The sequence below is a fragment of the Methylobacterium sp. R2-1 genome, from assembly GCF_014191355.1.
Taxonomy (GTDB): domain Bacteria; phylum Pseudomonadota; class Alphaproteobacteria; order Rhizobiales; family Beijerinckiaceae; genus Methylobacterium.
Window position 1 is genome coordinate 56,822 of record NZ_JACHWM010000016.1, and the last position, 12,427, is coordinate 69,248.

Here is a 12,427-nt window from a genome sequence, read left to right on the forward strand (position 1 = left end):
TGACCGGGGCGGATGGCGTCGCCAATTCTCGCCTCACCGTGAGGCGCCGAACCCGCTCCCCGGTGCCCTCCATGCCGGGGCCTCCAATGCACCCGCATGGGACCGCGTGTCGAAAGGACGTACGATGGCGACCGTGAAAGTGACCGATGCGAGCTTCGAGCAGGACGTTCTGCAGTCCGCCGAGCCCGTCGTGGTGGATTTCTGGGCGGAGTGGTGCGGCCCCTGCCGGCAGATCGGCCCGGCGTTGGAGGAGATCTCCGTCGATCTCCAGGGCAAGGTGAAGATCGTCAAGGTCAACGTCGATGAGAACCCCGGCATCGCCTCGACCTACGGCATCCGCTCGATCCCGACGCTGATGATCTTCAAGGACGGCAAGCTCGCCAGCCAGAAGGTTGGCGCTGCTCCCAAGGGCGACCTGTCCCGCTGGATCCAGGCAAGCGCCTGACGCGCTGCCGTAGCCCAACGGGGCCCAACCCGAGACAGCCCGGCCGAGAGGCCGGGCTTTTTCGTGGCTGAATGGCGAGCGCCGCCTGCTTCAGGTTTCCAAATGCAAGAAGCCCGGCCTTGCGGCCGGGCTTCCTGGTTTCGAGACCCTTTATCTAAGGTTCGGCTTAGTAGCTGCCGAACTTGTAGTTCAGGCCGGCGCGGACGACGGCGAAGTCGTTGTCGCGGCGGACGGTGTTGTTGAAGATGGTCGAGGTCGAGGTGGCGACGCCGTTCACGATCGGGGTCGCGCTGATGATGGTGCCGCCGGCGTTGGCGTAGCCGTAGCGGCTGTTGTTGCCATCGAAGTTCACGTACAGACCTTCGACCTTGAGCGTCACCGCCGAGGAGCGGAAGAAGTTCAGGAACGAGTCGGTCGGGAGCGCGTACTCGACGCCGCCACCAGCGGTGTAGCCGGTCTTGAAGTCGTCGGCGTCGACGGCCTGGCCGCCACCGAAGCTGCCGTAGGCGAAGCCGCCGGTGCCGTAGAACAGGACGCGGTCGAAGGCGTAACCGATGCGGCCGCGAACGGTGCCGAAGAAGTCGAGGCCCTGGAGACCCGTCGGGTTGAACAGGGTCACGCCCGGCAGCGGAGCGGCGCCGGCGCAGGCGATGCCGCGCGAACCGCAGACGCCGTTACGGCCGAAGCGGCCACCGAGGTCGGCGTACTGGGCGTCCGCCTCGATACCGACGACGACGCCGGAGCCCGGGGTGAACTGATAGTTGTAGCCGATCTGGCCACCGCCGACGAAGCCGTCGTTCCGGCTGCCGTTGCCGAAGGCGAACAGGCCGACATTGCCGCCCGCGCCACCGACGACGCGCGGGTCGTTGGTGCCGACGAGGGTCGAGCCGATGGAGTCCTCGACGCCGAAACCGTAACCGGCGTTGAGACCGGCGTAGAAGCCGGTCCAGGTGAACACCGGGATGGGCGTGAAGACCGGCGGCGGAGCAGCGCGGCGCGGCAGGTCGGCGGCGGAGGCCGCAGCGGTCAGCGCCGTGAAGGCGGCAAGAGAGGTCAGAAGCTTTTTCATTTTTTGATCCCCAGCAGAAACCCGATCGCCCAAAAGCTAGACCATTTCCTTGGCCCGAGATGTAGCGAGCAGGACACACCCGCCGCGCGACAATCAGGCTGACGAGCGGTTGCAATCCGTTTGCGGCGATGCCGAAACCAGATTTCGGGCCGAGGCGGACGACTTTGATGGGCCGTGAACAGAGCTGAGGGCCCGGGTGACTTGTCGAGCGACCGCGTCGAACGGGTTCCGGCCGGATGATCCAGCTTCAGGACGAGCCTTCGCCGGGCGGTGACCCGATGCGGGCACACCGTCATGAGATCCGGGCAAGTCGATCCCGGCTTTCGCCATCCGCGCGCGGCCGCCTTGCGGCGCGGATGTCCTGTCTCTGGTTCCGCGGCGGGATGCGTTCGTCTGCCGAGTGCCCGCTCTTGGCGAGCCAATAGCCTGTCAGACCGGTATTGTGCCGTTGGCCTCGAGCACGGCGCCTGCCAGGTAGAGCGAGCCGCAGATCAGGACGCGCGGCGGACGCTCGAAGATCGTGTCCGACAGACCTGCCAGCGCCGCCTCGACACTCGGGGCAACCTCCGCCGGAAGGCCGACCGAACGGGCAATTGCCGCCACTTCCTCTGCGGGCCGCGCCGCCATCTGCCCGGTGATCGGCACCGCGACGAGCGAGCGGGCGAGGCCGGCGAAGTTCTTCAGGAAGCCTTCCGCGTCCTTGGTGCCGAGCAGCCCGACGATCAGGACCAGCGGCGCGTCGCTGCGCTCGCCGAGATCGGCCATTGCGGCGGCGAGGATGCGACCGCCATCGGCATTGTGGCCGCCGTCGAGCCACAGCTCGGCGTCCCTGGGCATCCGATCGGCCAGCGCGCCGCGTACGAGGCGCTGGAGCCGGCCCGGCCAGTCGACGTTGCGCAGGCCCGCCTCGAGCGCCGCCGTGCCGATGTCGCCGAAGCCCGCCGCGCGAAGGGCCGTGATGGCGGTACCGGCATTGGTGAGCTGGTGGCGCCCGGCGAGCCGAGGACGGGGCAGGTCGAACAGGTCGGTTTCGTCCTGGTAGACGAGCCGCCCGTTCTCCTCGTGGACGGAAAAATCCTGGTTGCCGACGCGTACCGGCACCGCGCCGATTCGCTCGGCCTGGCCGCAGAGCACGGCATCGGCCCCAGCGTAGTCCTGGGCGGCGATCACCGCCGGGCAGCCGCGCTTGAAGATGCCGGCCTTCTCCATCGCCACTGCCTCGACGGTGTCGCCGAGATACTCGGCGTGGTCCCGCCCGATCGGCGTGACCACGGCGCAGGCCGGACGGTCGATGACGTTGGTGGCATCGACCCGTCCGCCGAGACCGACTTCGAGGAGCAGCACGTCGGCGGGGCTTTCCGAGAACAGCAGCAGGGCCGCCGCCGTGGTGATCTCGAACACGGTGATCGGATCACCCTTATTGGCCGCCTCGCAGCGGGCGAAGGCGTCGGCGAGCCGGTCCTCGGCGACGTAGTGGCCGCCGCCGATGCCCCCTAAGCGGATGCGCTCGTGGAAGCGCACGAGGTGGGGCGAGGTGTAGACGTGGGCGGCCAGCCCCCCCGCCTCCAGGATCGCCCTCATGAAGGCGATGGTCGAGCCCTTGCCGTTGGTGCCGGCGACGTGGATCACCGGCGGCAGGCGCCTCTCGGGATGGTTGAGGGCTGCGAGCAGACGCTCGATGCGCCCGAGCGACAGGTCGATCGTGCGCGGATGCAGGGCGAGGAAGCGCGCCATCAGCGCGTCTGAGGATTCCATCTCGCGCGAAGACCTTCTGTCGCGGATTGATCTCAGGCCGCGTCCGGCAGCGGCTCAGGCGCGGCCGGCACTGGCGGCGTTCCGGCAGGGGCCTGCCGCACGTCCATCAGCAGGCCGCAGAGCCGGCTGATCGTCTCTTTGAGCTGATGCCGGTGCACGACCTGATCGACCATGCCGTGCTCGCGCAGATACTCGGCCCGCTGGAAGCCGTCGGGCAGCTTCTCGCGTATCGTCTGCTCGATGACGCGGGGGCCGGCAAAGCAGATCAGCGCACCGGGCTCGGCCAGATGCACGTCGCCGAGCATGGCATAGGAAGCGGTCACGCCCCCCGTGGTCGGATTCGTCAGCACTACGATGTAGGGCAGCCGCGCAGCCCGCAGCCGGCGCACCGCGACCGTGGTGCGCGGCATCTGCATCAGGGAGAGGATGCCCTCCTGCATCCGCGCGCCGCCGGAGGCCGCGAACAGCACGTAGGGAGTGCGCTTTTCCAGGGCCGTCTCGGCGCCGCGGACGAAGGCCTCGCCGCCGGCCATGCCGAGCGAACCGGCCATGAAGCTGAATTCCTGCGCCGCGACAGTCATCGGAAGACCGCCGACGCGGCCGAAGCCGATCTTGAAGGCGTCCGCCATGCCGGTCTTGGCCCGCGCCTCCTTGAGGCGGTCGGCGTAGCGCTTCTCGTCGCGGAACTTCAGCGGGTCGGCCGGAACGTCGGGCAGCGGCACGTCGATCCAGGTGCCCTCGTCGAACATCATCTTCAGGCGCGCCGTCGCGCTCATCTTGAGATGGTGCTCGGAGCCGGGAATGACCCAGTGGTTCTGCTCGACTTCCTTATGGAAGACCATCTGGCCGGTGTCGGGGCACTTGATCCAGAGGTTCTCCGGCGTCTCGCGCTTGAACAGCGTCTTGATCCGGGGCCGCACGACCTCCGAGATCCAGTTCATCGGCTCGACCATGGCGTCGGACTCCCTGTCTGACCGCGTACTCTTGCCGCGTTCTCTTGCCACGCTGATATCGGATCGCCGCCCCCTCGATGCCAAGGGACTCTTCGAAGGGACTCTTCGAAAGGTCGTCCTGCAACGAGGATGGCGGAGTGAGGAGCGCTCAGACCTCAGTCGGCGCCTTCGTGGTGCTGCGCACACCCTCTGCCAGTTCGCGCACCAGGGCGGCGACCGCCTCCACCGTGCCGCTGCCCGCGCGGTCCCCCGGTTCGAGGCTGCGGGCCAGCGCATCGACCAGGGCCGAACCGACCACGACGCCGTCGGCGCCGCGGGCGATCTCGGCGGCGTGCGCGCCGGTCTTCACCCCGAAGCCGACCACGACGGGCAGGTCGGTATGCGCCGTGATCCGTCCGACGGCCTGCGACACCTTACCGAAATCGGGGGTCGCGGTGCCGGTCACGCCGGTGATCGACACGTAGTAGACGAAGCCCGCCGTGTTCGCGAGCACGGCGGGCAGGCGCTTATCGTCGGTCGTCGGGGTCGCGAGCCGGATGAAGGCGAGGCCCTTCTCCAGGGCCGGCAGGCAGAGCTCCTCGTCCTCCTCCGGCGGCAGGTCGACGACGATCAGACCGTCGATGCCGGCGGCCAGCGCATCGTCCAGGAAGTCGGGCACGCCGTAGGTATAGATCGGATTGTAGTAGCCCATCAGCACCACGGGCGTCCGATCGTCGCCCTCGCGGAAGCGACGGACCAGGGCGAGGGTGCCGCGCAGATCCTGACCCGCCTTCAGAGCCCGCAGACCCGCCGCCTGGATCGCCGGCCCGTCGGCCATGGGATCGGTGAAGGGTAGGCCGAACTCGACGATGTCGGCCCCGGACTTCGGCAGGGCTTCGAGCACCTTGAGCGAGGTTTCCGGATCGGGATCGCCCGCCATGACGTAGGTGACGAGGGCGGCACGTCCTTCCGCGCGGCAGCGGGCGAAAGCGGCATCGATGCGGGCGGTCATGGTTCTCGCTCCCGGCGGCACGTCCGGCCTTTAAGGCCCGGGGGATGGTGTCCCCGGGACCGGGCCGCCGCGCAGGGCTCGGCTTCCCCGGCCCATTCCCCGGCCAAGTGGGGGCGCCTACACCATCCGCTCGCGTCCGTGAAGCGGGAGCGCGTCAGGCTTACGCTTCACGGACACGGCGCTGACGCAACGACACCGTCCACCCAGTCGCGCAGCAGCAGGTGGGCGATGGCGGTGGCCGGCGGCACGGTCAGGCCCTCCGGGTGGTTGCCCGCGATCATCCGCATCACCTCGGAGCGCGTGAACCAGCGCGCATCCTCCAGCTCGTCCGGATCGATCCGGACCGCGTCCGTGAGCCCCTCCGCCACGCAGCCGATCATCAGCGAGGCCGGAAAGGGCCAGGGCTGAGAGGCGTGATAGGCAACCGCGCCGACCGCGACGCCGGTCTCCTCACAGGTCTCGCGGCGCACCGCGTCCTCGACCGTCTCGCCAGGCTCGATGAAACCGGCGAGGCAGGAATACATCCCCGGCTTGAAATGCGGGCCGCGCCCGAGCAGGCAGGCGTCGCCCCGCCGTACCAGCATGATCGCCACCGGATCGGTGCGCGGGAAGTGGTGCAGCCCGCAACTCGCGCATTCCCGTCGAAAGCCCCCGGCGGTGATGGCGGTCGGGCTGCCGCAATTGGCACAGAAGCCGTGACGCGCGTGCCACGCCAGCAGCGACTTGGCGGTGGCGATCAGCCCCTGCTCCTCTCGGGCGACGGCGCCCTCGGCGGCGAGCGCCCGCAGGTCGAGGGCCCGGTAGTCGGGCGCCGGGAACAGGGAGGCGGCCTCCTCCGAAACCGTGCCGGCAAAGACCGGCCGCCCCTCGGCCCGGCCGAGGAAGATCTCGACGGCGGGCTCGCCCGCCCGCTTCGCTTCGTCCGGTCCGAGCAGGGCCGTCCCGGCCTCCGCCGGGGCAGTGCGCAGGATCACCACCTCGCCCGCCATCAGCACGAGGCGAGCATCAGGTCCGGCCCCAGCGAGGGAGGGCGCCGGGCCGGACTCGGCGGAGTGGCGCACGAGGCGGCTCGCGGCGTAGGCGAGCGCATCCCGGCCGGTGATGTCGGGCGAGCCGGTCATGGCAGGCGCCTCACGCGGCCACGAACAGGGCGGCGGCCCGTTCGAGCAGGGCGGCACGGGCGTGCGGCGGATAGGGCTTTTTCTCGCCGACGCCCCAGACCGGTCCGGGCCAGGCGGGGTCGGAGCGGAAGCGGGCCACGACGTGGATGTGAAGCTGCGGCACCACGTTGCCGAGAGCCGCGACGTTCACCTTGTCCGGTCGGGCGAGCGCCTGCACGACCCCCACCGTCAGGCGGATTTCCTCGAAGGCGATCGCCGCATCCTCCGATGTGAGGTCGGTGAGTTCGCTCAGGGCCGGCCGCCGCGGTACGAGGATCAGCCAGGGAAAGCGCGCATCGTCCATCAGCAGGACGGAGCAGAGGGCGAGATCGCCCACGGGGTGGGTGTCGGCGGCGAGCCGCGGATCGAGGGAGAAGGCGTCGGTCATGCCGGGGATCTAGAGCACCGGTCCGAAAAGTGGTGGCCGGCTTGCGGCTTGCAGGGCGGATACGACCGCTCGAAGATCGGTCGTATGAATTCAAGATCGGTTAACCATGTTCAGGCACGCAAGGGGCAGCGATCGAGATTCGGCGCGCGGTGGGCCGCGTCGGGATCGCCGTGGATGACGCGATGACGGGCGGCGCGGAAGGAAGCGGAAACGCGGTCGTCGCCATCGTGGCGGCGCGAACTCCGGCCCCGCTCGTTCTTGCCCTGCGTGGCCAATCCTTCAGCGCCTGCATCGTCGCCCTCTCGGGGCGCGTCGTCGAGGATCTCGTCGCCGAGGCGCCTGCCGTCATCGTGGTCGAAGCCGAGCCGGAGCGCTTCGACGCCCCGGCCCTGATCCGCGCCCTGCGGGAGCAGGACAGCCTCGCCCGCACGCCGGTCCTGCTGGTGGCCGGCGGCGACGCGGGGACCCTGCGCCGGATCGGTCGGGAGGCCGGCGCCACCGACATGCTGTCCAAGCCCGTCGACGCTGTGGAATTGCAGGACCGGGTGGGTGTGCTGATCGAACTCGCCCTGGCGCGCCGGGAGAACGATGATCGGGCACAGGCGATGCGGCGCGACGCGGCGCGGGCGGCGGCCGACGCCACGGCCCAGGAGCGCGAGATCATCCGCCGCCTGATGCTGGCCGCCGAGTTCCGCGACGACCGGGCCGGCGACCATCTCACCCGCGTGGCCGGCTGCGTCATCGCCGTGGCCGAGGGGCTCGGCCTGTCCTCCGCGGAGGCCGATGACGTGGCGCTCGCCTCGACCATGCACGACATCGGCAAGATCGGGGTTCCCGACCACATCCTGATGAAGGCCGGCCCTCTCACCCCCGAGGAGTGGGAGGAGATGCGCCAGCACGCGCTGCGCGGCTACCATATGCTGCATGACAGCTCCTCGCGCCTGCTTCAGATCGCCGCCGAGATCGCGTTGACCCACCACGAGCGCTGGGACGGCACCGGCTATCCCCGGGGGCTCAAGGGCGAAGAAATCCCGTGCTCCGGCCGGATCGTCGCGGTTGCCGACGTGTTCGACGCGCTGATCTCCGCGCGCAGCTACAAGCCGGCCTGGTCGCTGGAACGGGCGCGCGCGCACCTGGAGGCGGAGGCCGGTCGGCATTTCGATCCGGCCTGCGTCGCTGCCTTCCTCTCGCGCTGGGAGGACATCGTCGCCCTGGTGGAGGAGCGGGCGGCGTAGGGGCTCGCCCCGTCAGCTTTGCAAACGATGGCGGATTGTCAGAGCGGCTCTACGCCGGTCGGTGCAGCGTCTCGACGGGGTGCAATGCAGTAGAGGACCGTCTCTCCCTCGCCGGCCGTATAATTTTCGAGAAAGAAGCGATAGCCCAGATCCAAGTTGGCAATAAAGTCAGGGATTTCGAAGTAATCGTCCCAACGATGATAGAGTGAGATCGCAAGCTTGGGTTGGAAGGTGCGGAGCGTCGTCTCTGCTCCCCGTAGAGCCGGCAGTTCAGACCCTTCGATGTCCATCTTAATGAAGTTCACTCGCGGGACGGCGCCCGCTGCCACGAGATCGTCGAGCCGCCGGACCGCCATGATCTCGCTGTCCGCGAAGCCGGGATCGACGCGGTCCGGCACGGGCGGAGCCTCGAAGGTGTGATCGCTTAAGCCGCTTTCAAACACCGTCACGTTCGAGAGGTTGTTTTGCCGGACATTGTGGTTGACGATCTTCACATGCGTTTCGAGGGGATCGAAGGAATAGACGTGGCCGGCCTCGCCGACGACGGTAGCGAAATCGATCGCTGTATCGCCGAAGCAGGCGCCGGCATCGACCACGTGGTCAGCCGCCTCGGGCTGCACCCTCACACCGTCGCGCTCGAAGATGTATTGCCGCAGGAAGAAGGTGAAGAAGATATTGGCACGCAGGCAATCCACGGTGAGAGTGTGCCCGGCATGCTCTATCGAGAAATGATGGAGCACGGCGGCACCGGATACGGCGGTGAAAGTCGATGGCGTGGCGGGGAAGATGTTGGAACGCTGACGGGCGTTCCGGTAGTCCTGCGTATGGCTGGCTAGCCGCACGTGATGGCAACCCAAGAACCGGAAAAGGATCAGATCGACGAAGAGGCGTCGCGAAGCGTCGTCCTCGAACCGGCCGTAGCTACGAGCCGTGCGCTCCCAGTTGCCGGTCAGGAAGGCGAGGAAGCGGGCGCGCTGGACGTCGAAGGCTTCCTTTCCGGCCACGACCTCGAACGGCGGGTAGGCGTGGTCGATGTTGTCCTCCTCGTTCCGGCCCGATGCCTCGACGAGTCGCTGGCAGACATGAAGCCGGAATGCTTCGACATCGTCGGATCGGAGAATCGGCTCGGGCAAAAAGTCCTCCTTGATCAACAGCGGAGTCGATCGTCCTATTCGTGCGATGACCTATTGTCGAACTGATGATCAGCTCGGCGAGCCGGGGCATATCCTCTCATGAAATCGGTCAAGAGTGTCGAGGGCCCGGAAAGGCGGGACGTCAACCGGTTGAGTCACTTCTGAACATGTACCTCCGGCGACCGATGGGCGAGTGTCCGCAGATCGAGGAGGGCGTAGCGCTGTGAGGTCCCGCCCCCGCGCAACGCCCCCGCGCGGCCGGCGTAGTGGTCGGCGCGCCCGAATAGGGTTAGAAGCGGCGTCCGATTCCGATCCGGCCGATCACCGCCGGTCCGAATTCGCCGACCTTTAAGGCGCATCTCCCTTGCCATTTCCGACACTGCCCACTCCCCTCGCGCGGGCGCTCACCGAGCGCAACTATGCCGAGCCGACCCCCGTCCAGCAGGCGGTGCTCGATGCCGCGCCGGACCGCGACCTGCTCGTTTCGGCCCAGACCGGCTCGGGCAAGACCGTCGCCTTCGGTCTCGCCATCGCCGGCACGCTGCTCGGACCCGACGAGACTCTGCCGCCGCCGGCCGCGCCGCTGGCCCTCGTCATCGCGCCGACCCGCGAGTTGGCGCTCCAAGTGCAGCGGGAGCTGACCTGGCTCTACGCGCAGACCGGGGCCCGCGTCGTTCCCTGCGTCGGCGGCATGGATCCGCGCCGCGAGGCCCGTGCGCTGGAGGCGGGCGTCCACATCGTCGTCGGCACTCCGGGGCGCCTGCGCGACCACATGGAGCGCGGCCGGCTCGTCACCGAGGGGCTTCGCGCCGTCATCCTCGACGAGGCCGACGAGATGCTCGACATGGGCTTCCGCGAGGATCTCGAATTCATCCTGGCGGCGACCCCGGAAGACCGCCGTACTCTGCTGTTCTCGGCCACCCTGCCGAAGGCTATCGTCGCGCTCGCCGAGAGCTACCAGCGCGACTCCGTGCGCCTCGCGGTCGCCGGCGAGACCCGCGGCCATGCCGACATCGTCTACCGCGCCGTGCGTGTGATGCCGCGCGAGATCGAGCACGCCGTCGTCAACGTGCTGCGCTACGTCGATGCGCCCGTGGCGATCGTGTTCTGCAACACCCGCGACGGCGTGCGCCATCTCCAGGCTTCGCTGACCGAGCGCGGCTTCTCGGCCGTGGCGCTCTCAGGCGAACTCGGCCAGGGCGAGCGCAACGCCGCGCTCCAGGCCCTGCGCGACGGCCGCGCACGCGTCTGCGTCGCCACCGACGTCGCCGCCCGCGGCATCGACCTGCCGGGCCTCGACCTCGTCATCCATGCCGACCTGCCGCACGATGCCGAGGTGATGCAGCACCGCTCCGGCCGAACCGGCCGCGCCGGCCGGAAGGGGACCAGCGTCGTCCTGGTACCGCCCGCCCGGCGGCGCCGGGCCGAGCAGATGTTCGCCATCGCCAAGCTGAGCCCCGATTGGAGCGGCCCGCCGAATGCGGACGAGATCCGCACCCTCGACCGCGAACGGATGATGTCCGATCCGCTGCTCGCCGAGCCCGAGACGGAGGAGGAGCGCGAGTGGGAGCGGGATTGGGCCGAGGCGCTGATGGAGCGCTGCCCGCCCGAGCGTCTCGCCGCAGCCTTCGCCCGGCTCTACCGCTCGCGCATTCCCGTGCCGGAAGAGGTGAGCGATCCCGCCTACGAGACCAGCCGGCGCCCGGATTCCCGCGGCGTCCCGGTCGGCGCTTCGCGTGTCGGCGAGGACGAGCCGGCCGCCTGGTTCCGGCTCAATCTCGGCCGCCGCGACCGGGCCGAGCCGCGCCGCCTGCTGCCGATGCTGACCCGTCGCGGACAGATCAGCCGCGGCGATATCGGTGCGATCCGGATCTTCGACAACGAGACGACCTTCGAGGTGCGCGCCAGCGCCGCGGAGGATTTCGCCGCGGCCTTCGCCCGGCGCGGGCCGGCGGATGTCCGCGTCGAGCGGATGCAGGGGGATGGACCTGCTCCCGCCAAGGCGCAGAAGAGTCCCCGCGCCCAGCGTCACCGCCGCGAGGCGACCAAGGTCGGGCGGAGCGGCTGAGCCGCGCCGCCGTCGCTCGGGCGACGAGCGGACGCTCTCCCGCGATGGAGTGAGGCGGACGACCGATCGCAATGTTCCGAGGTGGCCACCGACTTTCCCGAACGAGGTGGCGCGCTGCGGTCCCACACCCGGCTCGCTCGAGCCGGATCGCTCCACGGAAGGCGGCTACTCGCCGCCGGACTTGCCGCCGAGAAGGCCGTTCACGGCCGCATCCCAGCCTTCGCGGATCTGGCGGCCGCCCGGAATCCTGACACCGAGCAGTTCGGGCTCGTCCGCCGCATCCTGCGCCGGGTGGGCAGTGGCTGCCTGTGCGGTCGCGGTCTGCGTCGGCTTCGCATCCGCAGTCCGGCTGCGGGCGGCTGGCGCGGCCTTGCGGGCAGGTTCGGACCTTGCTTCGGCTTTGGCCTCACTCTTGACCGCTTCCTTGACCGCCTCGGGCTTCGCCTTCGGTGCGGGCAGCGAGACGAACTTGGCCGGCTGCTCCGCCTTGGCCCGGACCGTCTCGCTCCGGCTTGGAGGCAGCGGGACCGTGACCTTGGCGGGCGTCAGGGCCGTCGCGGTACGGGCTGCGGCTGGGACCGTGGCGGCGGGTTCGATCGGCAGGCTCGCCCGACTGGGCGCCGGCGGGGGCGGCGCAGCCTGGAGGGGCGCTGCGACTTGGTCGCGTGCTGCACCTTGGGTCTGCGCCGCGACAGGAGCCGGCGCCACGACTTGGGCGGGCGTCTCGGCCTGCACCGATGCAGCGGACGGAGGCGGTGCAGGTTCGGCGGTCGGGAGGCTCGCTTGGCGCGATTCCAGCGGAGATCCGACCGTGGCCGGCGCCAGCGCAGGAACACCGTCCTTCAGGTCGGGCCATTGCGAGGCGACGGGTGCGATCCGCGTCGGCCGGCTCCGAGGATCGGCGAGATCGGAGAAGAACGAGAACGCCCCGACGGCGAAGACGAGAAGGGCCGCACTCCCGCCTGCAATGCCCGCAATGACGGGCAGGCGGAACCGAGCGTGAGCCCTCACCTCGGACGGGCGGGTTTCGGACGGATGAATCGCAACCGACATGCGGTCGGCCTCTTGCACGTTGTACCCCTGCAACAACACGGCCTCGGCAATGCGGCGGCAAGATGTCCGTACGCCCTGAACAGAATTCAGGCGCCGTCCATCCACACGAATCTGGCGGAATTTGCGAGGCGGCTAAACCTGACCGGAAGGCGTGCGCCGCGGACAAGTCTCGCCCCG

The 12,427-nt window shown here is 69.2% G+C and carries 11 protein-coding genes; 3 read left to right on the top strand and 8 right to left on the bottom strand.

The window, feature by feature from the left end; genetic code table 11:
• Window positions 1-124: 124 nt before the first annotated feature.
• Window positions 125-445 (top strand): thioredoxin, encoded by a 321-nt coding sequence (trxA, locus tag FHU13_RS21325; protein WP_183437853.1) that lies wholly within the window; start codon window positions 125-127, stop codon window positions 443-445.
• A 166-nt stretch (window positions 446-611) separates the two neighbouring features.
• On the opposite strand, the gene FHU13_RS21330 is transcribed toward trxA, so the two are convergent.
• The 6 genes from FHU13_RS21330 to FHU13_RS21355 form a co-directional block, all read right to left on the bottom strand.
• Window positions 612-1,514, bottom strand: a complete 903-nt coding sequence (locus FHU13_RS21330) for an outer membrane protein (protein ID WP_183437854.1) — start codon at window positions 1,512-1,514, stop codon at window positions 612-614.
• Between the two features lie 429 nt (window positions 1,515-1,943).
• A complete protein-coding gene (locus FHU13_RS21335; protein ID WP_183437855.1) occupies window positions 1,944-3,269 on the bottom strand; it encodes a bifunctional folylpolyglutamate synthase/dihydrofolate synthase in 1,326 nt (441 codons plus the stop codon).
• Between the two features lie 32 nt (window positions 3,270-3,301).
• Window positions 3,302-4,222, bottom strand: coding sequence for an acetyl-CoA carboxylase, carboxyltransferase subunit beta (gene accD, locus FHU13_RS21340; protein WP_183437856.1), 921 nt, complete (start codon window positions 4,220-4,222; stop codon window positions 3,302-3,304).
• A 148-nt stretch (window positions 4,223-4,370) separates the two neighbouring features.
• The gene (trpA, locus tag FHU13_RS21345; protein WP_183437857.1) at window positions 4,371-5,213 is read right to left on the bottom strand and encodes a tryptophan synthase subunit alpha; all 843 of its coding nucleotides are present in this window, start codon (window positions 5,211-5,213) and stop codon (window positions 4,371-4,373) included.
• Window positions 5,214-5,380: 167 nt separating this feature from the next.
• Window positions 5,381-6,334: an NAD(+) diphosphatase gene (gene nudC / locus FHU13_RS21350; RefSeq protein WP_183437858.1), complete on the bottom strand. Its 954-nt coding sequence runs from the start codon at window positions 6,332-6,334 to the stop codon at window positions 5,381-5,383.
• A gap of 10 nt (window positions 6,335-6,344) precedes the next feature.
• The gene (locus tag FHU13_RS21355; RefSeq protein WP_183437859.1) at window positions 6,345-6,761 is read right to left on the bottom strand and encodes an HIT domain-containing protein; all 417 of its coding nucleotides are present in this window, start codon (window positions 6,759-6,761) and stop codon (window positions 6,345-6,347) included.
• A gap of 182 nt (window positions 6,762-6,943) precedes the next feature.
• Between FHU13_RS21355 and FHU13_RS21360 the strand changes: the two genes are divergently transcribed.
• On the top strand, window positions 6,944-7,996 hold the full coding sequence (locus FHU13_RS21360) for an HD-GYP domain-containing protein (RefSeq protein WP_183437940.1): 1,053 nt from the start codon (window positions 6,944-6,946) through the stop codon (window positions 7,994-7,996).
• 38 nt (window positions 7,997-8,034) lie between these two features.
• Here FHU13_RS21360 and FHU13_RS21365 read toward each other — a convergent pair whose 3' ends face one another.
• On the bottom strand, window positions 8,035-9,000 hold the full coding sequence (locus FHU13_RS21365) for an FkbM family methyltransferase (RefSeq protein WP_183437860.1): 966 nt from the start codon (window positions 8,998-9,000) through the stop codon (window positions 8,035-8,037).
• A 493-nt stretch (window positions 9,001-9,493) separates the two neighbouring features.
• Between FHU13_RS21365 and FHU13_RS21370 the strand changes: the two genes are divergently transcribed.
• Window positions 9,494-11,197: a DEAD/DEAH box helicase gene (locus tag FHU13_RS21370; RefSeq protein ID WP_183437861.1), complete on the top strand. Its 1,704-nt coding sequence runs from the start codon at window positions 9,494-9,496 to the stop codon at window positions 11,195-11,197.
• 165 nt (window positions 11,198-11,362) lie between these two features.
• Here the strand turns inward: FHU13_RS21370 and FHU13_RS21375 are convergent, their stop codons facing one another.
• Window positions 11,363-12,250, bottom strand: a complete 888-nt coding sequence (locus FHU13_RS21375; RefSeq protein WP_183437862.1) for a hypothetical protein — start codon at window positions 12,248-12,250, stop codon at window positions 11,363-11,365.
• Between the last annotated feature and the right edge of the window lie 177 nt (window positions 12,251-12,427).

Excerpts from the sequence above, each read along its gene's own strand:
- FHU13_RS21360 (WP_183437940.1), top strand. The coding sequence starts at position 6,944 with ATGACGGGCGGCGCGGAAGGAAGCGGAAACGCGGTCGTCGCCATCGTG.
- FHU13_RS21335 (WP_183437855.1), bottom strand. The coding sequence starts at position 3,269 with ATGGAATCCTCAGACGCGCTGATGGCGCGCTTCCTCGCCCTGCATCCG.
- FHU13_RS21355 (WP_183437859.1), bottom strand. The coding sequence starts at position 6,761 with ATGACCGACGCCTTCTCCCTCGATCCGCGGCTCGCCGCCGACACCCAC.
- trpA (WP_183437857.1), bottom strand. The coding sequence starts at position 5,213 with ATGACCGCCCGCATCGATGCCGCTTTCGCCCGCTGCCGCGCGGAAGGA.
- FHU13_RS21375 (WP_183437862.1), bottom strand. The coding sequence starts at position 12,250 with ATGTCGGTTGCGATTCATCCGTCCGAAACCCGCCCGTCCGAGGTGAGG.
- nudC (WP_183437858.1), bottom strand. The coding sequence starts at position 6,334 with ATGACCGGCTCGCCCGACATCACCGGCCGGGATGCGCTCGCCTACGCC.
- trxA (WP_183437853.1), top strand. The coding sequence starts at position 125 with ATGGCGACCGTGAAAGTGACCGATGCGAGCTTCGAGCAGGACGTTCTG.
- accD (WP_183437856.1), bottom strand. The coding sequence starts at position 4,222 with ATGGTCGAGCCGATGAACTGGATCTCGGAGGTCGTGCGGCCCCGGATC.
- FHU13_RS21330 (WP_183437854.1), bottom strand. The coding sequence starts at position 1,514 with ATGAAAAAGCTTCTGACCTCTCTTGCCGCCTTCACGGCGCTGACCGCT.